This is a genomic window from Pseudomonas sp. LjRoot71 (assembly GCF_964253255.1).
Taxonomy (GTDB): Bacteria; Pseudomonadota; Gammaproteobacteria; order Pseudomonadales; family Pseudomonadaceae; genus Aquipseudomonas.
In genome coordinates this window covers 2,960,801-2,987,450 of record NZ_CAXURA020000001.1, presented here as the reverse complement: position 1 = coordinate 2,987,450, position 26,650 = coordinate 2,960,801, and the positions used below count along the sequence as shown (strand labels likewise).

Here is a 26,650-nt window from a genome sequence, read left to right as displayed (position 1 = left end):
CTAGCCACCCTACCCGCCTGCGGCGCCCTAACGGTTGCGCCGACAACGCTCGGAGCAGTACTTCACTTCATCCCAACAGCGCGCCCACTTCTTGCGCCAGGTAAAGGGCAGCCCACACACGGCACAGGTTTTAACTGGCAGCTCGGCCTTTTTCATAGCGCCTCGCCGGCATCCAGCCGTGCCAGCAGCTGCTCGCCGCGCGCCCACAAGCCCTGCTGCTTGGCGTCGCTCATCTTGTCCAAACCGCGATAGATCATGCCCAGCCGATGGTTGCCGGACAGCTGCTCGCGGTGGCGCATGAGGAAATGCCAGTACAGCGCGTTGAACGGGCAGGCCTGCTCACCCACGCTTTCCGTGACCTTGTAGGCGCAGTCGCCGCAGTAGTTAGACATCCGTTTGATGTACTGACCACTGGCGCAATAGGGCTTGGAGCCCAGGTAGCCGCCATCGGCGTGCATGACCATGCCCAGGGTGTTGGGCAGCTCAACCCAGTCGAAGGCATCCATATACACCGCCAGGTACCAGTCGCAGACCTGGCTGGGCTGGATACCGGCCAGCAGGGCGAAGTTGCCGGTGACCATCAGCCGCTGGATGTGGTGGGCATAGGCATGCTCCAACGTCTGGCCGATGGCCTGGCTCATGCACTTCATGCGGGTCTTGCCGGTCCAGTAGAACTCCGGCAACGGCCGAGTGTTGCCGAAGGCGTTGCGCTCGGCGTACTCCGGCATGTGCATCCAGTAGATGCCACGCACGTATTCGCGCCAGCCAATCAACTGACGGATAAAGCCCTCCGCAGCGTTCAGCGGCACCTGGCCACGCCAGTAGGCCGCCTCGACATCCGCACACAGCCGGCGCACATCCAGCAGGCCGATATTCAGCGCCGCGCTAATCCGCGCATGGAACAGAAACGGCTCACCGACTGCCATTGCGTCCTGATAATCACCAAAGGCCGGCAAGGCGAAATCGAGAAAGTGCTGCCACAACGCTTCGGCCTCGGCGTGAGTCACCGGGTAGTCGAAAGCCGCCAGGCTGCCGTAGTAATGACTGAAGCGCTCGGCTACCTGCTTCAGCACGGCCTGGGTAATGACGTCCGCCGGGAAGCGCGCGGTCATCGGTGCCTTGATCTGCTTGGGCAGTGCCTTGCGGTTCTCCGCATCGAAGTTCCACGCCCCACCCACCGGCGTGCCGTCGCCATTGAGCAGCAAGCCGGTCTTACGGCGCATCTCGCGGTAAAAGAACTCCATGCGCAGCTGTTTGCGCCCATCGGCCCACCGTGCAAACTCGTCACGACCACAGATAAAGCGGCTGTCGGCATGCCAGGTGATCGGCACGCCGCTGCGCTGCAACTGATCCTCCAGACGCCACTCACCACACTCGGTGACGTGAACCTCAGCCGCCTGCAACTGCGTAGCCCAGCGCTGCAGCTCCCCCGCAAGCGAGCCACTGTTCTGCGCATCATCCAGCGTCACGTAATGCACCTGCCAGCCGCGCTCACGCAGGGCCTCGGCAAAATGACGCATGGCACTGAAGATCAGTGCGATCTTCTGCGGGTGATGCGGCACATAGTCGGTTTCTGCCGCCACCTCAGCGAGCAGCACGGCATCCTGCTGCGGGTCCAGGGCCTGCAGACTGGGCAGGTCGAAAGACAGCTGATCACCCAGTATCAGGGCGAGCCGGCGAATGGTCATAACACGACAACCTCGGTGTGTGGGCAGCGCCGCAAATGGCTGAGCACAATGTGGTAGGCATCCAGGCTGAATGCCTGGGTCGGTTGCTGACGGGCCGCATCGATCAAGGCCGGATCATCGACAGTGGCCAGGTAGCGCCACTGATCCAGCACGTGCCACTGCGCGAAACCATGCTCAGGGTCGCGCTCCACCAGCGCCACTGCACCCGGCCAAGGCCAGGCCGCAACACGCAACTGCTCGCATGCCGCCAACAGTCGGGCGTCATGCGCAGCACGCGGCTCCTGCCCGCAGCACGCCCCCTTACAGCCGCCCAGTTGCGTGGCAAAGCATGCCCCGGCACCGGCCTCCAGACCGAGCAGCCGCAAGCACAGCTGATGCTGGCGCGCCTGGCTGCGCAACCAGCCCTGAGCCTGCCGTCGCGAGCGGAACAGGCCAACACTGTCGCCAACCTGTGCGCTTGCATCCACGTCCAGCAAGGTAACTCGCCACCCCTGCTCAGCATGCTCAAGCCCCCAGGTCAGCAACTCCCGCTGGCGACGCAACTGGCGGTTGTACAGCGGCAGCAGGCGCTTGACCTCCGCGGCCTCGAGCAATAGCGCACCTAACTCACCTGCCGTTGGCTGCACGCGAATATCGCGGATCTGCTGAGCCACCTGCAGGCTTCGGCGACTGTGGTGGTCATTCTGGAAATGCGACTGCACACGCTGGCGCAGGTTGCGGCTTTTGCCGATATACAGCAGCGCCTGATTCTCGCCATAGAAGTAATACACCCCCGGGCGCGCGGGCAGCGCCTGCAAACGTTCGGCGCTGAGATAGCGCGGCACTGCCGCCTTGCGCAGCTGCCGGCCAATCTGCCGTTGCAAGAAGTCAGCAGGCACCTGTTCGAGCAGGCGCGTGAGCAACTGCCAGACGGCTTCAGCATCCGGTAGCGCCCGATGGCGAAAGAAGCGGCTGATCTGCTGGGCCTCACACAACGCATCCAGGCCATACTCTGACAAATCCGACCAAGCGGCGCGGGCCAGCTGCAAAGTGCACAACTGCCGGTAGCGCACCGGCTGCCCCGCAGTAGCAAACGCACGCCGCAGAAAGGCATGAGCAATACGCAGGTTGTGCCCCACCACCACTCGCCCTTCCAGCACGTTGGCCAGTTCAGCAGCAATTTCGTTAAAGGCAGGTTGCGCATCCAGCTCAGCCGGCAACACTCCGCAAAGCCGCGAGACGCTGGCTGGTAGCGCACAATCCGGCTTCAACAACCAGGTATGCCGCGCGACAACCGCGCCTGCCTCAACCTGCAGCACGGCAATTTCCCAGATGCAGTCCTTGGCGGGGTGCAGGCCGGTGACCTGTACATCGATCACGGCAAGCGCACGGGCTAACAGCGGAGAGGAGGCGCTCAAGGCATTACCAGGAAGAGTTGAAGGAAATCGGCACGCGCAAGGTGTCCTGGGTGCCGTCCTGCATGCCGCACATCTCGTCATGCACCACTGCATGCACCAGATGAAAAGGCAGGCGCGGCAGGTCTTGCAACAGGTCGCGGGCATGCTCGACCGAGCGCAGGTGCAGGGTCTTGCCATGACCATCGCTGAGCGGATGAGCACGGCCGTCCATGTGCGCCTCCAGCAGGTAGATGCCGCCTTCGATGGAGATCAGGTTGAGGGCGTCGATATGCCCGGCATGGGCGTGCAGCGACAGATCTTGCAGATTCATGGCATGTCCTCGGGCGAGCAAAGTTATACAAAAATCTATACAAACACAATTCTTGTACAACACAGCAAAAGCACAAGGCGCAAAGCAAACCGCCCGTCCGTTTTGCAACGGCCGGGCGGTGGGTCACGCAAGCAATCGATCAGTGATCGTGCTTGGTCAGCTTGTCCAGGTAGCCCATGGCGAAGGCCGAAAGCACGAAGGCCATGTGAATGATCACGTACCACATCAGCTTGCTGTCATCGATGTTCTGCGCATTCATGAAGACCTTGAGCAGATGGATCGAGGAAATCGCCACGATGGACGCCGCCACTTTCATCTTCAGTGAACTGGAGTCCATCTTGCCCAGCCAGCTGAGCTTCTCGGTGCCTTCCTGGATATCCAGTTGGGACACGAAGTTCTCGTAGCCAGAAATCATCACCATCACCAGCAGACCGCCGACCAGCGCCATGTCGATCAGCGACAGCAGCACCAGAATCAGGTCCGCCTCAGCCATGGCAAACACGTTCGGCAGGATATGAAAGACTTCCTGGAAGAACTTCAACGCCAGCGCCAGCAGAGCCAGCGACAGGCCGAAATAGATGGGAGCCAGCAGCCAGCGGGAGGCATACATGGCGTTTTCGATAAAGCGTTCCATAAGGGCTCACTCAGGGGTTCAAAACTGCCGGCGAGTATACCCAGCGTGTCGGGCCAGACAAGCCTGGCGTAAGCGCAGCAAACGTGCGGCCGGGTTATCCCCGACAACTGTGGATAACCTTGTGCATGGGGTCAGGATTAATCGCGCCAAGCCAGCCCGACAAAGGCTTTTCAGCGACTGATCAAATACGCGCCAGGCGGTTGCTCAGGTTTCCGGGCGGAACTGGCAATCGCTCAGCGCATGCCCGCGCTCGGCATTCAACCGGCGCAGCTCGGCCTGGATATGCAGACGCCAGATGGGCACATCGGTACAGGGCTCATAGCCCATGCCGCAGAGGTTCTCAGCGATTTCAGCGAGGATATCTTCTGCCGCGAAAGCCCCGTGGAATGGGCCTTGCGCCTTGATGGCAGAAGGCTGCGCACCGGACATACCCGCCGCGCAGATCAGCGTCCAAAGACCATTATTGCCGGCCAGTGGCAGCACCGCGCATTCGATCCGGGTATCCAGGCCCAGGCAGTGCCGGGTGAGATTGAGGTGACGCGACATGGCGACGACCCTCTCGGGAGCAGGGTTTCAGCCTACACCCGGGCACACGCCACTGGGAAGCCAACAGTTATCCCCGCAAGCTGTGGATAACTGTGTGGATGAAGTGAGGAAAAGGCGAGCAGAGCCCGTCGCCCTGCCCGCTGGCCCCATTCGCTCAGTGACTGATCAGCCACCGGACGAATGGTGCGTATTGCCGTTCATTCCGCCGCAGGCTTTTTCGCCCGTGGCTTCTTCTCCTTGGCAGCCACCGGCTCGGCCTTTTTAGGTTCTTCCTTGTCATCTTCTTCCATGCCCATGGCGGCAATATCGCGCAGACGCTCAACCACCCGCGCATTGACGCTGCCGGCCGGGAATTGCCCCTGCTCATTGGGCGAGCCGGCATCCTCACCGACCAGCAGGCTCAGCGCCTCGTCGACATGGCGCACGGCATAGATATGGAACTGCCCGGCACGCACCGCCTGCAGCACCCGCTCATCCAGCATCAGGGTGGTGACGTTGGAGTGCGGGATGATCGCGCCCTGCTCACCGGTCAGGCCGCGCGCCTCACACAGTCGGAAGAAACCTTCAATCTTCTCGTTGACTCCGCCCACCGCCTGCACTTCGCCGAACTGGTTGATCGACCCGGTGATGGCGAAACACTGCTTGAGCGGCGTGCGCGACAAGGCCGAGATCAGCGTGCAGACCTCACCCAGCGAGGCGCTGTCACCGTCGACATAGCCGTAAGACTGCTCCAGGGCGATGCTCGCGGAGATTTCCAGAGGGAATTCCTGGGCATAACGGCTGCCCAGGTAACCGGTAAGGATCATCACGCCCTTGGAGTGGATCGGCTGGCCGAGATTCACCTCGCGTTCGATGTCGACGATGCCGCTGCCGCCCGGATAGACCGTGGCAGAAATTCGCGCCGGCACACCGAAGGCCGAGTCGCCAACTTCCAGCACGGTCAAACCGTTGCACTTGCCCACAGCGGCGCCGGCGGTATCAATGAGGATGATCCCGGCCAGCATGTCGTCGATGATCCGCGCCGACACACGCCCGGTGCGGGTGGCCTTGGCCTTGAGTGCGCGCTCGATATGCCCGGCGTCGGTCACTTCATCGCCCGCCAGGCTGCGGATAAAGTCCGCTTCACTGACCAGCTGGAACAGATCACCAATCCGCGCCGACAAGCGCCCCTGGTGCTCGGCAAGGCGCGCGCTGTAGGTCGCGACCCGCGCCACCGCCGCCGCCGTCAGCGGCGCCATGCCCTCTTCCGAGGTGCGGGTTTTCATCAGCTGGGCAAACTGCTCCAGGCTGTCGTCGGCCAGCGGGATGTCTTCATCGAAGTCGACCAGTACGCGGAACATCTCCTGGAAGTCCGGGTCGAGGTCCTGCAGCGTGTAATACAGCTGACGCGAGCCGATGATCACCACCTTGAGGTGCAGCGGAATCATCTGCGGGGTCAGGGTCACGGTGGCGATGCGGCCGAGGTCACCCAGCGGCGACTCCATTTTCAGTTGCCGCGACTGCAGGGCGCGCTTGAGCGCATCCCAGACAAACGGCTCACCGAGCATCTTCTCGGCTTCGAGAATCAGAAAACCACCGTTGGCGCGGTGCAGCGCACCGGGGCGCAGCTGGCGGTAACTGGTGTAGAGCGCGCCCTGATCGGTGTTGTATTCGATGCGGCCAAACAGGTTGTCGTAGGTCGGGTGCGGTTCGAACACCACCGGCGCGCCGCCCTGGGCGTGATGGCCGACCACCAGGCTCGGGCAGTACTGCTCTTCGAGCAGCTTGCGGGTTTGTGCGTCGGCCTTTTCCACTTCAACCAGTTGATCGACCACGGTCTTCAGCAGGTTGACCTGCACCGCTTGCAGGTACGCGCAGACGCCGGCGTTCTCGGCGTACTTCTCCGACAGCGGTGCCAGCAGCGGCTGCAGGGCGATGGTGATGGTTTCTTCATTGAGCTGACGCAGCAGGTTGCTCGATTCGCGCTTCCACTGCGGCAGGCTGGCCAGCTCCTCGTTGAGGCGCTCTTCCAGGGTGGCGATGTCGGCGTGGAAACGCTCGCGCTCGGTTTCCGGCAGCTGGGCGAACTCGGCCTCATCCAGCGCCTTGCCTTCAAGCATCGGGGTGAAGGCAATGTTGCTGCTGTCGCGGTACAGGGCCACGCTTTTTTCCAGCGACAGCCGCTCTATCACATCCAGCGCCTGGTCGTAGCGCTTGTTGAAGGCGCGGTCGATGGCGTTCTTCTTCTGCTGGAACGAAGGGTGCTCGAACACCGCGGGGAAGGTCGCCAGCAGGTTGTCGATCAGGCCGTTGATATCGGCCATAAACTCGCTGGCAGTGCCAGAGGGCAGCTCCAGTGCGCGCGGCTCGCGCGGCTCATCGAAGTGGTTGACGTAAACCCGATCTGCCGGGGTTTCCAGGCGCTTGGCTTCAGCCTTGAGGTAACGTTTGACGAAAGAAAAGCGGCCAGTGCCGGGCTCGCCCATGACAAACACGTTGTAACCGGGGCGCGGCATCGCCACGCCAAACTGCAGCGCCTCGACGGCGCGTTCCTGGCCCAATACGCCACGGAAGGGTTCCAGATCTGCGGTGCTGCTGAAGTTGAACTGCTCGGGGGCAAAGGGGCGGGTCAGGGCTTCGGGGGACAAACGTAAAGCGGCAAGGTTGGGCTTGGGCATGATGAATCCTTACATCGGGCGGCTCTAGCCGCAAAGATGCCCTGATTCTGGGCCAGCGCCACGGCCGCGATCAAGGATTGATTCAGCACAAAAGCCTGGACGCAACGGTGGTGTACCCTGCGCGTTAGAACCTGTGTCACGGATAAACCGCCATGCCTACTCAGCAGCACCTGCACTTGCCCGTCCTGCATGTGGCGCGGCATGACTTCGCCGCCCTGTCGCACCGCCTCAGCGTGCGCGAAGCACTGGAGGATATCCGCCAGCAAGGCCTGGGCGAGCGCATCATCTATTTCTATGTGGTCGACGACCAGCAGGTGCTGCTCGGTGTATTGCCCAGCCGTCGCCTGCTGACCGCGCCACTGGATACGCGCCTGAACGAGCTGATGGACACCGCCGTGGTCAGCCTGCGAGACGACGCCAGCATCCTCCAGGCCTGCCAGTTGCTGACCCAACACAAGTACCTGGCGCTGCCCGTGGTGGATGCCCAGCAGCGCATCTGCGGCCTGGTCGATATTGCCCTGCTGCATGACGAGAGCTATGACCTGCGCCAACGCGACCAGGCCGATGCGTTGTTTGAAACCCTGGGTTTTCATATGGCGCAACTGGGCAGCGCATCGCCGCTGCGCGCCTTTCACCTGCGCGTACCGTGGCTGATGGCAACCATTGCCAGCGGCACCCTGTGCGCCATTCTCGCCAGCCTCTATGAACTGACCCTGGCCAACAGCCTGGTGCTGGCCTTTTTTCTCACTCTGGTACTGGGTTTGGGCGAAAGCGTGAGCATCCAGTCGATGTCGCTGACTATCCAGGCCCTGCGCAGCGTAAGACCGACTTTGCACGGGTATGCGCACAACCTGCGCCAGGAGCTGAGCACCGCCCTTCTGCTCGGCAGCGCCTGCGGCAGTGTGGTTGCGCTGATCGTCTGGCTGTGGCGCGGCGAAGCCTTTGCCGGATTGGTCATCGGCAGCAGCATCGTGCTTTCACTGTGCGCCGCCAGCCTGATCGGCCTGAGCATTCCCACCCTGCTGCACGCCCTGAAACTGGACCCGAAGATTGCCGCCGGCCCGGTGACGCTGGCTCTGGCCGACCTCTGCACCCTGCTGTTCTATTTCAGCCTGGCCACCTGGCTGCTGTAATGCCAAACAAAAACGGAGCCTTGCGGCTCCGTTCCTGTTGACGACCTGGCTTACTGAGCCAGCTTCTTGTAGCGCACGCGGTGCGGCTGCGCGGCAGCATCACCCAGGCGTTTTTTGCGGTCGGCTTCGTACTCGGTGTAGTTACCCTCGAAGAACTCGATATGCGAGTCATCTTCATACGCCAGGATGTGGGTCGCCACGCGGTCCAGGAACCAGCGATCGTGAGAGATCACAATAGCGGCGCCAGGGAAGTCGAGCAGTGCCTCTTCCAGCGAACGCAGGGTTTCCACGTCGAGGTCGTTGGACGGTTCGTCCAGCAGCAGCACGTTGGCGCCCTCTTTCAGGGTCAGGGCCAGGTGCAGACGGCCGCGCTCACCACCGGAGAGGTCCTTGACGAACTTCTGCTGGTCAGCACCCTTGAAGTTGAAGCGACCGACGTAACCACGCGACGGCATCTCGTAGTTGCCGACCTTGATCATGTCGAAGCCATCGGACACGGCTTCCCATACGGTCTTGCCACCGTCGAGGTCGTCGCGGCTCTGATCCACGCAAGCCATCTGCACGGTGTCGCCGATCTCGATGCTGCCGGAGTCCGGCTGCTCTTTGCCCATCAGCATGCGGAACAGGGTCGACTTACCGGCACCGTTACCGCCGATCACGCCGACGATGGCGCCCTTGGGCATGCTGAACGACAGGTTGTCGATCAGCATGCGGTCGCCGTAACCCTTGCTGACGCCTACAAAGTCGATGACCTTGTCGCCCAGACGCGGGCCGACCGGGATATAGATCTCGTTGGTTTCGCTGCGCTTCTGGAATTCCTGCGACTGCATTTCTTCGAAGCGCTGCAAGCGCGCCTTGGACTTGGACTGGCGGGCTTTCGCGCCTTTGCGCACCCACTCCAGTTCTTCCTTCATGGCCTTTTCATGGGCCGACTGCTGCTTGGATTCCTGGGCCAGACGCTCCGATTTGGCTTCCAGCCAGCCGGAGTAGTTGCCCTCGTAAGGAATGCCCGCACCGCGGTCGAGTTCGAGAATCCAGCCGGCGACGTTATCCAGGAAGTAACGGTCGTGGGTAATCGCCACCACAGTGCCCTGGAAGTCGTGCAGGAAGTGCTCCAGCCAGGCCACCGAGTCGGCGTCCAGGTGGTTGGTGGGTTCGTCCAGCAGCAGCATGTCCGGAGCCGACAGCAGCAGACGGCACAGCGCCACACGGCGCTTCTCACCACCAGAGAGGTGCTCGACCTTGGCATCCCAGGCCGGCAGGCGCAGGGCGTCGGCAGCGACTTCCAACTGACGCTCGAGGTTGTGGCCGTCGCTGGTCTGCAGAATGGCTTCCAGCTTGGCCTGCTCGGCGGCCAGCTTGTCGAAGTCGGCATCCGGCTCGGCGTAGGCGGCGTACACCTCGTCCAGACGCGCCTGGGCGTCCTTGATCTGGCTGACCGCTTCTTCCACCACTTCACGCACGGTCTTGCTCGGGTCGAGCTGCGGCTCCTGCGGCAGGTAACCGACATTCAGCCCCGGCATCGGCCGTGCCTCACCGTCGAACTCGGTGTCGACGCCCGCCATGATTTTCAGCAGAGTGGATTTACCCGAGCCGTTGAGGCCGAGCACGCCAATCTTGGCGCCCGGGAAGAACGACAGGGAGATGTTCTTGAGGATTTCCCGCTTCGGCGGCACAACTTTGCCGAGCCGATGCATGGTGTAAACGTATTGAGCCATGGTGACCTTGGTTCTGGGTTGAAACGAAAGAGAGCCGCCAACAAATGCGTGCATGCTGGCTAAAGCTGCACGGCGGGGCGGAGCCGCCAGACGATGCCAACGCAGGCGTGTAGCCTCGGGCTTTGCACAGTCGCGCGCGCGTGCGGCAAAGCTACCGGAATGCGCGAGACAGGGCAAACAACGCTCGTCGGCAGCGCTGGCACTTTGCCACGGTTATGGCATGCTAGCCGCCCTCTGCCTGCCGCTACGAGCGCGCACTACCCAGGGACTCGCCGATAGCCCCCCAGCCCCAGGATGCACCTCTTTGCCAACAGTCACGCCCACACCTCCACCGCGTACACCTGGCGCTCCGCCGGCTGAGGCGATGCGTGGGCCGACCCGTGGCGCGCTGGTGGTTCTGGTGCTGTGCATGCTGGTGTTACTGCTCTGGCAACTGCGCCAGGAGTCCCAGCAACTGCTCGACAACCAGCGCCAGCTGGGCCTGGCCTACAGCTCGCAACTGGCCAACCACCTGAGCCTGAACATGGACCTCAAGGCCAGCGCTGGCCAGGCCCTGCTGCAAGGCCATGTGCTGCCACCGAGCAGCCCTGACGAGCTGGAGGAGCTGCTGCAAACTCTGCGCGGCGTGTTCCCGACCCTGCGCAGCCTGGCCTGGCTGAATGCCCGTGGCGAAGTGATCGCCGACAGCCATGCGCCGACCGAAGACCGCCTGTACCTGGATGAGCTGGTGCAGCGTGGTCGTGGTGAAAGCTTCTTCTATACCTTCAGTGCCAACGACAAGGGCCGCATCTACCTGCTGTTGCGACACAACCCCGACAGCCCGGCCAGCGGTTTCTGGGTGCTGCGCCTGACCAATCGCGCCCTGAGCAGCTGGCTACATGAGCACCACCAGAGCCCGCACCAGTGGCTGCTGGAAGATCGCAACGTGCAGCGGGTGATTGCCAGCAATGTCTCGCCGGCCACCGACAGCGCCGCCGTAGCGCCACCAGTGACCGCAGAGAACCTTGACCAGAGCATGTTGGAAACCCCGCTCAAGGGCAGCGACTGGCAGCTGCGCGCGCTGTTCAACGAACGCAAGGTACGCGCCCAGCAACTGCCGCAACAGGCCAGCAAACTGCTGCTGTTCATTCTCTGCGCCAGCCTGACGCTGCTCGCGCTGTATCGCTTGCTGCATGAACAGCGCACCCTGCACGCGCTCAACACCGCCTCGCGGCGTTCGTTGCAACAGGCTGCCAGCGTGCTCGGGGCGATCGAGGAGCGCGTGCTGGTCACCGACAGCAAAGGCCAGTTGCAGTACCTCAACCCGCAAGCCGAGGCGATGTTCGGCCTGCGCAGCGAGGAAGCTCAGCACTGGCACCTGCTCAAGCTGTTGCCGCGCCTCGACCCACTGCTGCTGCATGACACTGCACTGCACAACGACCTTGGTCCCGACCTGGTGGAGATCCAACAGGACGGTCGCACCCACCTGTTCGATATCAGCCGCAGCGACTTCAATGAAGACAGCCGACGCGCCGGCTTTGTCTGGGTGCTACGCGATGTCACCGAAGAACAGCACGCTTCCCACGTGCTGCAGGAAACCCGTCGACGTTACCAGGATATTTTCGACGGCACCGGCACCGCCCTTTGCGTGCTCGACCTCACCGAATTGCACCATTATCTGCAACAGCATCAGCTGCACAGCCCGGCGCAATTGCAGCACTGGCTAGACAGCGAGCCACAGCGACACACGGAGCTGTGCCAGCGCCTGCGCCTCACCGAGACCAACCAGGTGGCCCTGCAACTGCTCGGTGTGGAGACTAACCAGCAGGCGTGGCAGCACCTGTTCAACAGCGGCCCGCTGCGCCCGGATGGTTTCCGCATGCAGTTGCTCAACGCCTTGATCAACGGCAGCGGCCAGCTGGAAATGGAGCGACAGATCCGCACCCCGCAGGGCCATGAGCGCCACCTGTGGCTGCTGCTGCGCCTGCCAGACAGCGTCGATGACCTGCAAGCGGTCACCCTGAGCATCAGTGACATCACCAACCGCAAGCGCATCGAAACCTCGCTGATCGAGCGCGAGCGCTTCTGGTCTGATGTGGTCAAGGCCGTGCCAGACACCATCTATGTGCACGACATGTGCAGCAAACGGGTGATGTACAGCAACAACCACCTCGGCCCGCAACTGGGTTACAGCAAGGCCGAGATTCATCAGCTCGGCGAGCGCCTGTGGGAAAAGATCCTGCACCCTGATGATGTTGAGCTGTACCAGCGCATGCGCAATATCCAGCAGGTAGTGGGCAACGGTCTGCTGATGCAGTTCGAGCTGCGCTGGCGACACCGCGACGGCAGCTGGCACTGGTTCGATATCCGCGAACAGGCCCTGGCCCGCGATGAACACGGCCGGGTCAGCCGACTGATCGGCGTGGCCAAGGACATCACCGAGCAGATCACCCACAGCGAATCGCTGCGCACCAGTGAGCAGCGCTATCGCCTGCTGGCGGAAAGCATCAGCGACGTGATCTTCTCAACCGACAGTCACCTGCAACTCAACTACGTCAGCCCGTCGGTCAAACCGGTGCTCGGTTATGACAGCGAATGGGCGCTGGCCAACGGCTTCCAGAGCCTGGCCACCAACCCGCGCCAGCTGATTGGCTTTTACGCCCTGCTCGACCGCGTGCGCAACGCCCTGGGCGACCCACAGCGCCTGGCCGAACTGCGCGCGCAGTTCCTGCCGCAGCTGTTCGTCTTCGATGCGCTGCGCGCCGACGGCCAGAAAATCCCGGTGGAATTGCGCCTGGTGCCGATGTGGGATGACAGCGGGCGCTTCGAGGGCCTGCTCGGCGTGGGCCGCGACATCAGCCTGCAACGCCGCGCAGAAAAAGACCTGCGCATGGCCGCCACGGTATTCGAACACTCCACGGCGGCGATTCTGGTCACCGACCCGGCCGGTTATATCGTTCAGGTCAACAACGCGTTCAGCCGGGTCAGCGGCTACAGCTCGCAGCAGATTCTCGATCAACTGCCCAGCGTGCTGACCGCCGACACCCAGCAGGCCAGCCACCTGGCCTATGTGATCAAACAGCTCAACCAGCAGGGCAGCTGGGAGGGCGAGGTGTGGCTCAAGCGCAAGAGCGGCGAGAAATTCCCGGCCTGGGTCGGCATCACAGCGGTCAGGGATGATGAAGGTGACCTGGTCAGCTACGTGTGTTTCTTCAGCGATATCAGCGAGCGCAAGGCCAGCGAACAGCGCATCCACCGCCTGGCCTATTACGACGCCCTGACCCAGCTGCCCAACCGCACGCTGTTCCAGGACCGTCTGCACAGCGCACTGCAACATGGTGAGCGCCGCCAGGAATGGGTGGTGCTGATGTTCCTCGATCTCGACCGTTTCAAACCGATCAACGACTCCCTCGGCCACGCCGCCGGCGACCGCATGCTCAAGGATGTGGCCGTGCGCCTGAGTGCCTGCGTCGACAGTGAAGACACCGTGGCGCGCATGGGCGGTGACGAATTCACTCTGCTGCTGCATTCCCAGCCCCAGCGTGACAGCGCCATGACCCGCGCCATCCATGTCGGCGAGCAGATTCTCGCCAGCCTAGCGCAGCCGTTTATCCTTGAAGGCCGCGAATTCTTCGTCACCGCCAGTATCGGCATCGCCCTCAGCCCCCAGGACGGCAACGAGCTGAGCCAGCTGATGAAGAACGCCGACACGGCGATGTACCACGCCAAGGAACGCGGCAAGAACAACTTCCAGTTCTACCAGGCCGACATGAACGCCAGCGCTCTGCAGCGCCTGGAGCTGGAAAGCGACCTGCGCTACGCCCTCGAACAGGGCGAGTTCCGCCTGTATTACCAGCCGCAGTTCTCCAGTGACGGCAAACGCCTGACCGGTACCGAAGCGCTGCTGCGCTGGCAGCACCCGCAGCGTGGCCTGGTGCCGCCGGGCGAATTCATTCCGGTCTTGGAAGAACTCGGCCTGGTGGTGCAGGTCGGTGACTGGGTACTGCGCGAGGCCTGCCGTCAGTTGGCTGAATGGCATCAGGCGAAAATCCGTGTACCGAAGATTTCCGTCAACCTCTCGGCCCGCCAGTTTGCCGAAGGCGACCTCGATCAGCGCATTGCCGATATTCTCCAGCACAGCGCAATCCCTGCCGGCTGCCTGGAGCTGGAGCTGACCGAAAGCATCCTGATGGAAGACGTGGCCAACGCCATGCAGACCCTGACCAGCCTGAAGAAGCTCGGGGTGTTTATCGCCATCGACGACTTCGGCACCGGTTACAGCTCACTGAACTACCTCAAGCAGTTCCCCATCGATGTGCTGAAGATCGACCGCAGCTTCGTCGACGGCCTGCCCCACGGCGAGCAGGACGGCCAGATCGCCCGGGCGATCATCGCCATGGCCCACAGCCTCAACCTCACGGTGATCGCCGAGGGCGTGGAAACCCTGGCCCAGCTGGACTTCCTGCGCGGCCACGACTGCGACGAAGTACAGGGTTTCCTGCTCGGCCGCCCCATGCCAGCCCACCAGTTCACCGCACTGTTCACTGGCACCGCGCTGTTCATGCTGAGCTGACAACACGCCTGGATGAGCCCCACTTGTCCGCCAGATGATCAAGCTTCATATGCCTGATCGCGTCGTATGGGTTAGAATTCGCCCCCTCTTTCTACCGCCCAGCTGATTTTTCTCAGGGGAATGCCATGTTCAGCCGTGATTTGACTCTTGCCCGTTATGACGCCGAATTGTTTGCCGCGATGGAGCAAGAAGCCCAACGCCAGGAACATCACATCGAGCTGATCGCCTCGGAAAACTACACCAGCCCAGCGGTGATGGAAGCCCAAGGTTCGGTGCTGACCAACAAGTACGCCGAAGGCTACCCAGGCAAGCGTTACTACGGCGGTTGCGAATACGTCGATATCGTTGAGCAACTGGCCATCGACCGCGCCAAGGAGCTGTTCGGCGCCGACTACGCCAACGTCCAGCCGCACTCCGGCAGCCAGGCCAACGCAGCGGTGTACATGGCCCTGCTGGAAGCCGGCGACACCGTACTGGGCATGAGCCTGGCCCACGGTGGTCACCTGACTCACGGCGCCAGCGTCAGCTTCTCCGGCAAGATCTACAACGCCGTGCAATACGGCATCACCGATGCTGGCCTGATCGACTACGACGAAGTTGAGCGCCTGGCCGTTGAGCACAAGCCGAAGATGATCATCGCCGGCTTCAGCGCCTACTCGCAGGTACTGGACTTCCCACGCTTCCGCGCCATTGCCGACAAAGTCGGTGCTTACCTGTTTGTCGACATGGCCCACGTGGCCGGTCTGGTCGCTGCTGGCGTGTACCCGAACCCGGTGCCGTTCGCCGACGTGGTCACCACCACCACGCACAAAACCCTGCGCGGCCCGCGCGGCGGCCTGATCCTCGCCCGTGCCAACGAAGCACTGGAGAAGAAATTCAACTCCGCAGTGTTCCCAGGTGGCCAAGGCGGCCCGCTGGAGCACGTGATTGCCGCCAAGGCCGTGTGCTTCAAGGAAGCCCTGCAGCCTGAGTTCAAGGCCTACCAACAGCAAGTGATCAAGAACGCCCAGGCCATGGCCAGCGTGTTTATCGAAAACGGCTACGACGTGGTCTCCGGCGGCACCGAGAACCACCTGTTCCTGCTGTCGCTGATCAAACAGGACATCACTGGTAAAGACGCCGACGCCGCCCTGGGCCGCGCGTTCATCACCGTGAACAAGAACAGCGTACCGAACGACCCACGTTCGCCGTTCGTCACCTCCGGCCTGCGCATCGGCACCCCAGCCGTGACCACCCGCGGTTTCAAGGAAGACGAGTGCCGTGCACTGGCTGGCTGGATCTGCGAAATCCTCGCCAACCTGGGCGACGAAGCGGTCGAAGCGCGCGTGCGTGAGCAGGTTAAAGCGGTTTGCGCCAAGTTCCCGGTTTACGGCAACTAAGCATTACCCGCACGGAAAAGCCCGCCTCTTGGCGGGCTTTTTTATACCTGCGGCGCAGGCCTCAATACAGATAAAACCAAGCCATTGGCAGCGGCCTTGGCTATAGTGGATAAAACCTCGCAGGAGTTTCTTTGCATGAGCGAAACAGCCAATGAGCGTCGGCGCTTTCAACGCATCGCTTTCGACGCACCGACCGAGATAGTGCAAGGCGAGCGACGCTGGACAGTTGAGCTGCATGACGTTTCCCTCAAGGGCCTGCTGATCAAGCGCCCCGCAGCCTGGAACGGCGATCCCAACCAGCCGTTCGAAGCCAATATCCAGCTGGCTGACGACACTCGCGTGCGCATGGAAGTGGTGCTGACCCGCACCCAGGATGATCTGCTCGGGTTTGTCTGCCGGCATATCGACCTGGACTCGATCAGCCACCTGCGCCGCCTGGTGGAACTCAACCTCGGCGACGACAGCCTGCTGGAACGCGAACTCGCCGCCCTCGGCGAAGACGAATAAAAAAGGAGGCCTCGGCCTCCTTTTTCACGCTTGCGGATCGGCTATTCGAACAACGCATCCAGCGCCTGCTCCAGGCGCGTCACGGCAATCACCTGCAAGCCTGCTGGCGGATCTTTCGGCGCATTGCCCTTGGGCACGATGGCGCGTTTGAAGCCGTGCTTGGCCGCTTCCTTCAAGCGTTCCTGACCGCTCGGCACCGGGCGGATCTCACCGGACAAACCCACTTCACCGAACACCAGCAAGTCATGCGGCAACGGCTTGTTGCGCAGGCTGGAAATCACCGCCGCCATCAGCGCCAGGTCCGAGGCGGTTTCCAGCACCTTGACCCCGCCGACCACGTTGAGGAACACGTCCTGATCATAGGTCGGGATGCCGCCATGCCGGTGCAGCACAGCCAGGAGCATGGCCAGGCGGTTCTGATCCAGGCCCAGGGTGACGCGGCGCGGGTTGGCCATATGGCTGGTATCCACCAAGGCTTGCACCTCCACCAGCATCGGCCGAGTGCCTTCCCAGGTGGCCATGACGATACTGCCGGGGACTTCTTCCTGGGCGCGGGTGAGAAAGATCGCCGAGGGGTTGGTGACTTCTTTCAGGCCCTTGTCGGTCATGCCGAATACGCCCAGTTCATTGATCGCGCCAAAACGATTCTTCACCGCGCGCAGCAGACGCAAGCGACCATCGGACTCGCCCTCGAAATACAGCACGGTATCGACCATGTGCTCGAGTACGCGCGGCCCGGCCAGAGCCCCCTCTTTGGTCACATGGCCCACCAGAAAGATAGCCGTGCCGCTCTGCTTGGCAAAGCGCACCAGCAGCGCCGCGCTCTCGCGCACCTGGGCCACACCGCCAGGGGCCGATTGCAGTTGCTCGGTAAAGATGGTCTGGATCGAATCAATCACCATCACCTTGGGTTTTTCCAGGCGCGCGGTGGCGATGATGCTTTCGATGCAGGTTTCGGTCATGACCTTGAGCTTGTCTTCCGGCAAACCCAGGCGACGGGCGCGCATGGCCACCTGCTGCTGGGATTCCTCACCAGTGACATACAACGCAGGAAAGCGTGTGGCGATATTGCACAGCGTCTGCAGCAGGATGGTCGACTTGCCGATACCGGGGTCGCCGCCGATCAGCACCACCGAGCCATCCACCAGACCGCCGCCGAGCACGCGATCCAGCTCGCCAGATGCAGTGGAAAAGCGCGGTACCTCCTCGACGCTGACTTCGGCCAAGGTCTTAAGCTGCGCCTGATCGCCGGCCCAACCCGCGCGCCCACTGGGAGTGGCCGCATTGGCTTCGAGCAGGGTCTCTACCAGGGTGTTCCAGGCGCCGCATTCGCCGCACTGGCCAGCCCATTTGGGAAAGGTCGCACCGCATTCGGTGCAGCCATACATGCGCTTGGCCTTGGCCATGCCGGACTCCTCTGCAAACTGAGCCCGGATCATACGAAATAGCTGGATATATTTACAGCCCTTTGCAGCTATCCCTTGCAACCGTTACCACAGCCACAACACTGCCCGGCAGCGCGCTTAAGGCGGCGCGCGAGGTCATCCTTGAGGCCGACGCGCTCCTGCTTGAGCGACAACAGGGCGTCATCGGCCAACACTTCGTTGCCCGCTTCGATGCGGCAAATGCGCTTATCTAGTGTCTCGTAAGTGTCGGCCAGGCGGGCGAAATCGGCGTCGCTGATGCGCAGGTCATGCAGCGCGCTGCGCAGTTCGGGGAAGTCTTTGATCAGCGGATGGTGTTCAACGTGCATGCTGGCACTCCTTGGGGATAGTCACTCCCTGCAGACTATCCCCAGCGCCGGGCCCAGCACTTGACCCGGATCAAGCCAGCAACGCTATGGCACCTTGCGCAGAGAATCGGCCAGCTCGTCCTTGAGGCTGACGCGCTGCATTTTCAGGCCCAGCAGGAGGATTTCATCCATGGCAACGCGCCCGCTTTCCACTTCGTAGATGCGCTTGTCGAGTTCATCGTATTCCTCGACCAGTCGGGCAAAATGCCCGTCGCTGGCCAGCAGGCTGCGCAACTGCGTCTGGAATTCAGGAAACTCGCGGCTGAGCGGGTGATGTTCCAGTGGCATAGTGACATCCTCATGGCGGTTCTCGCTTGAGACTAGCCCACGCACGCCGGCTCTGCTGCCCCACTAGGAGATGATGAGCGCGTTGCAACTTCTGCTATCTTGGCATTCGACTGCAAACACCAGAGACAGGGCTATGGATACCAAAACGGGATGTGTGGCCTGCCGCGACGGGCAGGCGCTGGATTTTCCCATCAGCATGGCATTTCAACCCATCGTCAACCTCAGCACCGGGGTAATTTTCGCCCATGAAGCCCTGGTGCGTGGCAGCGCCGGGGAATCCGCTGGCAGCCTGCTGAGCAAGCTCAACAAGGACAACCTTTATTCCTTCGACCAGGCCTGCCGGATTACCGCGCTGGAATGGGCGGCCAAGCTGCAAGTGCCGGCCATGGTTTCAATCAACTTTATGCCCAACGCGGTGTACAAGGCCGAGACCTGCATCCGCGCCACGCTGGAGGCGGCCAAACGCTTCAACTTTCCGCTGCAACGGATCATCTTCGAGGTCACAGAGCAGGAGCAGGTACTGGATATCGACCACCTCTCCGGCATCCTGCGGGCCTACCGCAAGCAGGGCTTCATGACCGCCATCGATGACTTCGGCGCAGGCTATGCCGGGCTCAACCTGCTAGCCGACTTCCAGCCGGACCTGATCAAGCTGGACATGCAGCTGATCCGTGACATCGATCAGGACAATGTGCGACAGATTCTCGTCGAGGCGACCCTGCAGATGTGCCGTAAGCTGAATATCCGAGTGATTGCCGAAGGCATTGAAAGCCTCGGCGAGCTGCGCACCTTGCAAGCCATGGGGGTGGAACTGTTCCAGGGCTACCTGCTGGCCAAGCCGGCATTCGAAGCCCTGCCTGCCGTGCACCTGCCGGGCTGAGAAGTAGCTGGCAAGCGACGCGCTGGATTACACTCAGGCCAACCTCACCTACCAAGGAACGCAACATGAGCATAATCAGTGAGTTCAAGGCCTTTGCGGTCAAGGGCAACGTGGTCGACATGGCCGTCGGTATCATTATCGGTGCCGCCTTCGGCAAGATCGTCTCGTCCTTTGTCGGTGACGTGGTAATGCCGCCGCTGGGTGTGCTGATTGGTGGCGTGGACTTCACTGACCTGGCCATCACCCTGAAAGCTGCCGAAGGCGACTTGCCCGCCGTGGTGCTGGCCTACGGCAAGTTCATCCAGACGGTGATCGACTTCCTGATCGTCGCCTTCGCCATCTTTATGGGCATCAAGGTGCTCAACAAGCTCAAGCGCGAAGAAGCCGCCGCCCCGGAAGCCCCACCAGCACCAACCAAGGATCAGGAACTGCTCAGCGAAATCCGCGACCTGCTCAAGGCGCAGCACACCAAGGACTGACCCTGATGAATTGAAAAAGGCACCCGCGGGTGCCTTTTTTTATTGCGCTGCGCTTAGCCGAGCGGAGGCCTGAGCAGCAGTTTGGCCACACGGCGATCCTTGACCTCGGTCACGGTCAGCTGCCAGTCAGCGTACTCGACCTGATCGCCCTTCATCGGCAAGCGGTCCAGCAAGCTCATCACCAGGCCGGCCAGGGTCTGGTAGTCATCGGTCGGCGGCGCTTTGAAGCCCAGGCGCTCGCGCAACACGGCCAGGTTTAGCGCGCCGCTGACGCGGTAGGCGCCGTCGACGTTCTCGATATCCGGACCATCCACTTCACTGGCGTCCGGCAACTCACCGGCAATCGCCTCAAGGATGTCGGTCAGGGTCAGCAGGCCTTCAAAGCCGCCGAACTCGTTGACCACAAACGCCACGTGGGTCGAGGCCTGGCGCATCTGCTCCAAGGCGCTGAGCACCGAGGCGCTGTCCGGCAGATTGACCGGCGCACGCACCAGGCTTTCGATATCCGGCTGTTCGCCTTTGAGCAACTCCTTGAACAGCTCCTTCTTGTGGATATAGCCCAGCGGCTCATCCGCCGCATCGCCACGCGACACCAACAGTCGCGAGTGCGGCGACTCCAGCAGCGCCTGGTGAATAACCTCCAGGGAATCATCCAAGTTGATCCGGTCGACCTGCATGCGGTCAGTCATGACCTTCTGGATCGACTGTTCGGCCAGGCTTAGCACCCCACTGATCATGACCCGCTCGCGGCGGTCGAACAGCACGGCTTCACCCTCGCCGCCTTCCAGCATGTCGGCAATGTCTTCGCCCACTTCATCAGCCTGTACCTTGCCGCCGAGCATACGCATCACCGCATGAGCCGTGCGCTCACGCAGGCCACGCTCCCCCTGCAGGCTGCGTTTACGCCGGGCGCGGGCCAACTGGTTGAACACCTCGATCAGGATCGAGAAACCAATCGCGGCGTACAGATAACCCTTGGGTATGTGGAAGCCCAGGCCTTCGGCCGTCAGGCTGAAACCGATCATCATCAGGAAACCCAGGCACAGCATGATTACCGTCGGCCGGGCGTTGACGAAGGCAGTCAGCGGCTTGCTCGCCACCATCATCAGGCCCATGGAAATCACCACGGCGATCATCATCACCTGCAGCTCATCCACCATGCCCACGGCGGTAATCACCGCATCCAGGGAGAACACTGCATCCAGCACAATAATCTGCGCCACCACCGGCCAGAAGCGCGCATAAGTACGACTGCCGGCAACCTTGTGCGTGTGCCCTTCAAGGCGTTCGTGCAGCTCCATGGTGGCCTTGAACAACAGGAACACACCACCGAACAGCATGATCAAGTCGCGGCCGGAGAAGGTCTTGCCGAATACATCGATCAACGGCTCGGTCAAGGTCACCAGCCAGGCAATGCTGGCCAGCAGGCCCAGGCGCATGATCATCGCCAGGCTCAGACCGATCAGGCGCGCGCGGTCACGCTGCTCGGGCGGCAGCTTGTCGGCGAGGATGGCGATAAACACCAGGTTGTCGATGCCCAGGACGATTTCCAGGACGATCAGGGTCAACAGGCCCAACCAGGCCGTGGGATCAGCGATCCATTCCATTAGTGTGTGGCTCTTGGGTCAATTGAACGGGCACAGACAAAGGCAACACGCAGGCACTGGCCGCGCGGCAGGTTCATCGTCTGGGGGAAAGGTCGTGCAGCAGGGTGCTGCCGAGGAAGCATGCGCAGGGCTGCGCCGCTTAATTTCAGGGCCGCACTCGACGCGATTGGCGAGGGCGGCTTACATCTATCACTGTCCATATAGTCCGGAAAAAGCCACAAGAAGGCGGTGATCTTAGAGGCTGCGACAGAAAAGCCTAAGCGCTAAAGCGTTACCAGATTTTTACATATCTGGGCTTCAGCCCTGATATTGCTCGCTCACCTACCAGTAGTTTTCCACCGCTACCTGCCCCGGACGGCGCGTCAGGCTGAGCTGCAAGTCGCGCTGTTTCAGCCGCGCGCGGGTGTCGTCGATCATCTGCGGGTTGCCGCAGATCATCAGCCGCGAATGTTCAGGTTCCAGGCTCAGCCCCGCCGCCCTTTCCAGCTCGCCACTGTCCAGCAACGTGGTGATGCGCCCATGCAAACAACCGGGCACCGGCTCGCGGGTGACCAGCGGCAGATAAGTGAACCGCTCGGCGTATTCCTGCAAATGTTCCTGCTGCATCAGCCTGTGAATCAGCGGCTGATAAGCCAGCTCGCTGGCCGTGCGCGCGCTGTACACCAGCACTACACGGGCAAAGCGCTGCCACACCTCCAAGCCTTGCAGAATCGACAGAAACGGCGCCAGGCCGGTGCCACTGGCCAGCAGCCAGAGGTCACGGCCATCGGCAAAGCGATCCAGAGTAAGAAAGCCCAGCGCCTGCTTCTCTACCAACAGGCTGTCGCCGACCTGTAGCCGACTCAGTTCGGAGGTGAATTCGCCACCCGGCACGACAATGGAGAAGAACTCAAGAAACTCGTCATGCGGTGCCGAGGCCATCGAATACGCCCGCCAGACCACCGAACCATCGGCCTTGAGGACGCCGAGGCGGGCAAACTGCCCAGCCTGGAAGCGAAAGCCCACATCCCGCGTACAGCGCAGGCTGAACAGGCTGGGCGACCAGACCTGAATAGAGGTAAGGGTTTGTCGTGTGTACTTGTCGTCACTACTCATGCGAGCACCAGACCTATGCGGATTGCACAGGTCCAGTGTGGCGCAACGCCGGCCGGACAAACACCGGTAAAACCTGGGGGCTCTTGGCCTGGCCAGGAGCCCGCGCTTAGCGGCGATTGACGGCCTGCGCAGCACGTAGCACATCGCTGCCGATTTCCGCTTCGTAGGTCTTCCACAGCGGGCTCAGGGCGCTGCGCCAGGCAGCACGCTCATCGGCCGTCAGGGTGATCACCTTGGCATTACCGGCAGCGATGATGCGCGCGCGGTCGTTGTTGTTCAGCGTCTCCGCGTCCTTGTTCACCGCGTAGGACACTTCCTCGATGATCGCTTCCAGCTCGGTGCGGGTCTTGTAGGGAATGCTGGTCCAGAATACCTTGCTGCTGATCAGCATATAGCTCAGCGAGCCGTGGTTGAGCTCGCTGATAAACGGCTGCACGGTGTCGACCTTCTGGCTGGCGATGTTCGACCACGGGCCTTCGGTGCCCTGGATGGTGCCGGCCTGCAGCGCCTTGAACGCCTCGGCGAATGGCATCTTCACGGTCTTGGCGCCGAGCTGGCCAAACTGTGCCTGCAACACCGACGACGGCTGAATACGGAAAGCCAGGTCTTTGGCATCCTCAGGTTTGCGCAGCTCGCGGTTAGAAGTCAGCTGCTTCATGCCGTTGTTCCAGTAAGCCAGGCCATAAATGCCCTGGTCAGACATGGCATGCAGCAACTCGCGGCTCTTGTCACGCTTCTGGAAGCGCTTGACCGCTTCGAGGTCATCGAACAGAAACGGCAGGTCAAACACCTGCAACTGCTTGGTATACGCCTCGAACTTGGACAGCGACGGCGCCAGCATCTGCACCTTGCCCTCGCGCAGGGCGTTGACCTCCTCACCATCACCGAACAGCGTCGAGTTCGGGTAGACCTCCACCGCCACCTGGCCGGCCAGGCGTTCCTCCACCAGCTTTTTGAACAGCAGCGCGCCCTTGCCCTTGGGCGTGTCCTCAGCCACCACATGGGAGAACTTGATCACGATGGGCGCCGTGCCTTCGGCCAGGGCCGGGCTTGCCGCGACCAGTAATGCACTGAAGGTTAAGGGCAGCAGAGACTTGAACATGGACATACCTTTTGCAAATAGAACGCCATGAAACCTGCATGGGCAGGCCTCATTGAGAGTTTGGGAATGTGGGCTATGAACGCAGACCGCGTGACAGGAAACCTGTACGCGGCTGATCATCAGGCGCTACCAGATCGCAGCCGGGCGTATCGCTCGGGGCCTGGTTATTATTCGAATGCCGACCTTGCTGACTCATGCTTGCTGACTGACGGGTATCAGAGGCGACTGAGCAGATCCGCAAGGGGGCGGCATTTTTCGGTAAAGCCGTGCGTGGCACAACCGCGATTTGCTGAACCAGCTCTCAGTTCCGAGACTTTTCCGGCGCTTGCACTGACAATAGCGACCAACTGCACTTTTTATCGCGCCCTTGCGGCCTGCCACCCGAGTGATACATGCCCCTGCTCAGCACCTCGTTTGCCCAGCTCGACCTGCTTCGCCAACCCGACCAGCCCAACGAGCCGCTGCAGGCCTTCGATGCCGCCGACGAATACCTGCTCAACCACCTGCATGAACACGGGCTGTCGGACGGCGCGCGGGTATTGGTACTGAATGACAGCTTCGGCGCCCTGGCCATCAGCCTGGCGGGCCAGGCGCACGTGACCAGCAGCGGCGACTCGCACCTCGGCTATCTGGGCTTGCAGATCAACCTGCAACGCAATCAGTTGCCGGCGGATGCCGTGACGTTTGTACCGGCCAGCGCAGTCGCCCAGGGGCCATTCGATGTGGTACTGATCCGCGTACCCAAGACCCTGGCGCTGTTGGAAGAACAGCTGATTCGCCTGCACGGCCAGCTCGCCCCAAACGTGCAGGTGATTGCCGCAGCGATGGTCAAGCACCTGCCACGCGCCGCCGGCGACCTGCTGGAAAAGTACATCGGCCCGGTGCAGGCCTCGCTGGCGGTGAAAAAAGCTCGCCTGCTGTTTGCCACACCAGAGCCCAAACCCGCGCCCGTATCGCCTTACCCGACGCGCTATCGCCTGGAAAAGCCGGCTATCGAGTTGCTTAATCACGCCAACCTGTTCTGCCGTGAAGACCTGGATATCGGCACCCGCGCCTTCCTGCCTCACCTGCCCAAACACCTCAGCCGCATGCGTGTGGCTGACCTCGGTTGCGGCAACGGCGTGCTCGGCATCGCCTATGCGCTGGGCAGCCCGCAGGCCGAGCTGACGCTGGTGGATGAGTCGTATATGGCGGTGCAATCGGCCGAAGAAAACTGGCGTGCGGCGCTGGGCGAACGCCCGGTCGAGATTCGCGCTGGCGATGGCCTGGCCGAACAAGCAGAGGATTCACTGGATCTGGTGCTGTGCAACCCGCCGTTCCACCAGCAACAGGTGGTCGGCGACTTTCTCGCCTGGCGCATGTTCCAGCAGGCCCGCGCAGCGCTGGTAACCGGCGGCGAGCTGTGGATCGTCGGCAACCGCCACCTGGGTTACCACGCCAAGCTGAAACGGCTGTTCCGTGGCGTCGAACAGGTGGCCGCGACGCCGAAGTTTGTGGTGCTCAAGGCAATCAAGTAAGCAAATTCGTAGGGTGCGCTGCGCGCACCTAAAGCCTACAAACCTGGGCGGTGCGAACGGCGCACCCTACGGTATGCCCATCCCGGCCGCCTGCATAAACAGGCGCAGCAGATAGGACACCGCGCCCAAGGCCAGCACACTGCCAGCCCAGATTGCTACCAGCCAGCCGAGTCGCTGCCACAGCGGCTTTTTCTCTTCTATATCACTCATTTTGCGTCCTCATAACTGACCTGAGGTCTCGCGAGCTAGAGTCCTGCAAGGCAAAAACAGGCGAGGAAGCGGAGTGTACTTTTGTACATGAGCATTCCGAGCCTGTTTTTAACGCCGCAGGGCCGACGCGCAGCAGACCGGAGCCGAGCCTCAGTGGTAGCCATCTTCTTCGGTGACCTTGCCGCGAAACACGTAATAGCTCCAGGCGGTGTACATCAGGATAAAGGGGATGATGAACAGCGCCCCGACCAGGATAAAACCCTGGCTCTGCGGCGGTGCGGCGGCGCCCCAGATGCTGATCGACGGCGGGATGATATTTGGCCACAGACTGATGCCGAGGCCGCTGTAACCGAGAAAGATCAGCGTCAGGGTCAGCAGAAACGGTGAGTAGTTGGCGTTGCGTGCCACCGCGCGCAGCAGCGCCCAGGTGCACAGCAGCACCAGCAGCGGCACCGGCATAAACCAGAAGATATTCGGCAGGCTGAACCAGCGCTCGGCGATGTCGGCATGCGCCAGTGGCGTCCACAGGCTGACGATGCCGGTGACCCCAAGCAGGACGAACACCAGCGGCCGCGCCAGGTCGTGCATCTGCTGTTGCAGACGGCCTTCGGTCTTCATGATCAGCCAGGTGCAGCCGAGCAAGGCGTAGGCGGCGATCAGCGCCAGACCGCAGAACAGCGAGAACGGCGTCAGCCAGTCCAGTGCGCCGCCGACATACACCCGGTCAACCACCTTGAAGCCATCGATATAGGCACCCAGTGCCACGCCCTGGAAGAAGGTCGCGGTCAACGAGCCGCCGATAAATGCCTTGTCCCAGATATGCCGTTTGGCGGCCTTGGCCTTGAAGCGGAACTCAAAGGCCACACCGCGAAAGATCAGCCCCAGCAGCATAAAGATCAGCGGCAGGTACAGCGCGCTGAGCACCACCGCGTAGGCCAGCGGGAAAGCCCCGAACAGCGCTGCACCGCCGAGCACCAGCCAGGTTTCGTTACCGTCCCAGACCGGCGCCACGGTGTTCATCATCACATCACGTTCGCCTTCGCTTTTAACGAAGGGAAACAGTATGCCGATGCCCAGATCGAAGCCGTCCATAACCACATACATCATCACCCCGAAGGCGATGATCACAGCCCAGATCAGCGAGAGATCAATACCCATG

At 61.9% G+C, this 26,650-nt stretch carries 23 protein-coding genes; 7 read left to right on the top strand and 16 right to left on the bottom strand.

Going from position 1 to position 26,650, the window contains the following annotated elements; genetic code table 11:
* Positions 1–27: 27 nt before the first annotated feature.
* The 7 genes from ACSQ17_RS14020 to ACSQ17_RS13990 form a co-directional block, all read right to left on the bottom strand.
* Positions 28–156, bottom strand: coding sequence for a DUF2256 domain-containing protein (locus ACSQ17_RS14020; RefSeq protein ID WP_436069304.1), 129 nt, complete (start codon positions 154–156; stop codon positions 28–30).
* Positions 153–1,688 (bottom strand): cryptochrome/photolyase family protein, encoded by a 1,536-nt coding sequence (locus ACSQ17_RS14015; RefSeq protein ID WP_436069303.1) that lies wholly within the window; start codon positions 1,686–1,688, stop codon positions 153–155. Before ACSQ17_RS14015 ends, ACSQ17_RS14020 begins: the two co-directional genes overlap by 4 nt.
* Positions 1,685–3,085 (bottom strand): exonuclease domain-containing protein, encoded by a 1,401-nt coding sequence (locus tag ACSQ17_RS14010; RefSeq protein ID WP_436069302.1) that lies wholly within the window; start codon positions 3,083–3,085, stop codon positions 1,685–1,687. The genes ACSQ17_RS14015 and ACSQ17_RS14010 overlap by 4 nt, the downstream gene beginning before the upstream one ends.
* Before the next feature lie 4 nt (positions 3,086–3,089).
* On the bottom strand, positions 3,090–3,395 hold the full coding sequence (locus tag ACSQ17_RS14005; RefSeq protein WP_257777003.1) for a DUF6482 family protein: 306 nt from the start codon (positions 3,393–3,395) through the stop codon (positions 3,090–3,092).
* A 139-nt stretch (positions 3,396–3,534) separates the two neighbouring features.
* Positions 3,535–4,029: a TIGR00645 family protein gene (locus ACSQ17_RS14000; RefSeq protein WP_436069301.1), complete on the bottom strand. Its 495-nt coding sequence runs from the start codon at positions 4,027–4,029 to the stop codon at positions 3,535–3,537.
* 204 nt (positions 4,030–4,233) lie between these two features.
* Positions 4,234–4,575 carry a hypothetical protein gene (locus ACSQ17_RS13995; RefSeq protein ID WP_436069300.1) on the bottom strand — a complete coding sequence of 114 codons (342 nt, stop codon included), beginning with the start codon at positions 4,573–4,575 and terminating at the stop codon, positions 4,234–4,236.
* Positions 4,576–4,772: 197 nt separating this feature from the next.
* Complete coding sequence (locus ACSQ17_RS13990) at positions 4,773–7,232, bottom strand: Lon protease family protein (protein ID WP_436069299.1); 2,460 nt, start codon at positions 7,230–7,232, stop codon at positions 4,773–4,775.
* A 152-nt stretch (positions 7,233–7,384) separates the two neighbouring features.
* Here ACSQ17_RS13990 and ACSQ17_RS13985 point away from each other — a divergent pair, with 152 nt between their 5' ends.
* On the top strand, positions 7,385–8,365 hold the full coding sequence (locus ACSQ17_RS13985; protein WP_436069298.1) for a magnesium transporter: 981 nt from the start codon (positions 7,385–7,387) through the stop codon (positions 8,363–8,365).
* Between the two features lie 50 nt (positions 8,366–8,415).
* On the opposite strand, the gene ettA is transcribed toward ACSQ17_RS13985, so the two are convergent.
* Positions 8,416–10,083: an energy-dependent translational throttle protein EttA gene (ettA, locus tag ACSQ17_RS13980; protein WP_257776998.1), complete on the bottom strand. Its 1,668-nt coding sequence runs from the start codon at positions 10,081–10,083 to the stop codon at positions 8,416–8,418.
* Positions 10,084–10,447: 364 nt separating this feature from the next.
* On the opposite strand from ettA, the gene ACSQ17_RS13975 reads away from it, so the two are divergent.
* From ACSQ17_RS13975 to ACSQ17_RS13965, 3 genes are all read left to right on the top strand, one after another.
* Positions 10,448–14,635: a bifunctional diguanylate cyclase/phosphodiesterase gene (locus ACSQ17_RS13975; protein WP_436069297.1), complete on the top strand. Its 4,188-nt coding sequence runs from the start codon at positions 10,448–10,450 to the stop codon at positions 14,633–14,635.
* A 125-nt stretch (positions 14,636–14,760) separates the two neighbouring features.
* On the top strand, positions 14,761–16,014 hold the full coding sequence (glyA, locus tag ACSQ17_RS13970) for a serine hydroxymethyltransferase (RefSeq protein WP_233683632.1): 1,254 nt from the start codon (positions 14,761–14,763) through the stop codon (positions 16,012–16,014).
* A 135-nt stretch (positions 16,015–16,149) separates the two neighbouring features.
* Positions 16,150–16,521 carry a PilZ domain-containing protein gene (locus tag ACSQ17_RS13965; RefSeq protein WP_436069296.1) on the top strand — a complete coding sequence of 124 codons (372 nt, stop codon included), beginning with the start codon at positions 16,150–16,152 and terminating at the stop codon, positions 16,519–16,521.
* Between the two features lie 41 nt (positions 16,522–16,562).
* Here the strand turns inward: ACSQ17_RS13965 and radA are convergent, their stop codons facing one another.
* The 3 genes from radA to ACSQ17_RS13950 all read right to left on the bottom strand — a co-directional run bounded on the left by radA (position 16,563) and on the right by ACSQ17_RS13950 (position 18,601).
* A complete protein-coding gene (radA, locus tag ACSQ17_RS13960) occupies positions 16,563–17,927 on the bottom strand; it encodes a DNA repair protein RadA (RefSeq protein ID WP_436069295.1) in 1,365 nt (454 codons plus the stop codon).
* Between the two features lie 68 nt (positions 17,928–17,995).
* Positions 17,996–18,274, bottom strand: coding sequence for a YdcH family protein (locus ACSQ17_RS13955; RefSeq protein WP_257776995.1), 279 nt, complete (start codon positions 18,272–18,274; stop codon positions 17,996–17,998).
* Between the two features lie 84 nt (positions 18,275–18,358).
* A complete protein-coding gene (locus ACSQ17_RS13950; RefSeq protein WP_436069294.1) occupies positions 18,359–18,601 on the bottom strand; it encodes a YdcH family protein in 243 nt (80 codons plus the stop codon).
* Between the two features lie 133 nt (positions 18,602–18,734).
* Between ACSQ17_RS13950 and ACSQ17_RS13945 the strand changes: the two genes are divergently transcribed.
* Positions 18,735–19,481, top strand: a complete 747-nt coding sequence (locus tag ACSQ17_RS13945) for an EAL domain-containing protein (protein WP_436069293.1) — start codon at positions 18,735–18,737, stop codon at positions 19,479–19,481.
* A gap of 65 nt (positions 19,482–19,546) precedes the next feature.
* A complete protein-coding gene (mscL, locus tag ACSQ17_RS13940) occupies positions 19,547–19,960 on the top strand; it encodes a large-conductance mechanosensitive channel protein MscL (protein ID WP_436069292.1) in 414 nt (137 codons plus the stop codon).
* A gap of 53 nt (positions 19,961–20,013) precedes the next feature.
* Here the strand turns inward: mscL and ACSQ17_RS13935 are convergent, their stop codons facing one another.
* The 3 genes from ACSQ17_RS13935 to ACSQ17_RS13925 form a co-directional block, all read right to left on the bottom strand.
* Positions 20,014–21,567, bottom strand: coding sequence for a TerC family protein (locus tag ACSQ17_RS13935; RefSeq protein ID WP_436069291.1), 1,554 nt, complete (start codon positions 21,565–21,567; stop codon positions 20,014–20,016).
* Between the two features lie 321 nt (positions 21,568–21,888).
* The gene (locus tag ACSQ17_RS13930; protein WP_436069290.1) at positions 21,889–22,662 is read right to left on the bottom strand and encodes a ferredoxin--NADP reductase; all 774 of its coding nucleotides are present in this window, start codon (positions 22,660–22,662) and stop codon (positions 21,889–21,891) included.
* Positions 22,663–22,768: 106 nt separating this feature from the next.
* Positions 22,769–23,764 carry a DctP family TRAP transporter solute-binding subunit gene (locus ACSQ17_RS13925; RefSeq protein WP_436069289.1) on the bottom strand — a complete coding sequence of 332 codons (996 nt, stop codon included), beginning with the start codon at positions 23,762–23,764 and terminating at the stop codon, positions 22,769–22,771.
* Positions 23,765–24,156: 392 nt separating this feature from the next.
* On the opposite strand from ACSQ17_RS13925, the gene ACSQ17_RS13920 reads away from it, so the two are divergent.
* The gene (locus ACSQ17_RS13920) at positions 24,157–25,281 is read left to right on the top strand and encodes a methyltransferase (RefSeq protein WP_436069288.1); all 1,125 of its coding nucleotides are present in this window, start codon (positions 24,157–24,159) and stop codon (positions 25,279–25,281) included.
* Positions 25,282–25,347: 66 nt separating this feature from the next.
* On the opposite strand, the gene ACSQ17_RS13915 is transcribed toward ACSQ17_RS13920, so the two are convergent.
* Positions 25,348–25,491 carry a DUF2474 domain-containing protein gene (locus ACSQ17_RS13915; protein ID WP_436069287.1) on the bottom strand — a complete coding sequence of 48 codons (144 nt, stop codon included), beginning with the start codon at positions 25,489–25,491 and terminating at the stop codon, positions 25,348–25,350.
* Positions 25,492–25,641: 150 nt separating this feature from the next.
* Positions 25,642–26,649, bottom strand: coding sequence for a cytochrome d ubiquinol oxidase subunit II (gene cydB / locus ACSQ17_RS13910; RefSeq protein ID WP_436069286.1), 1,008 nt, complete (start codon positions 26,647–26,649; stop codon positions 25,642–25,644).
* Position 26,650: the final 1 nt, after the last annotated feature.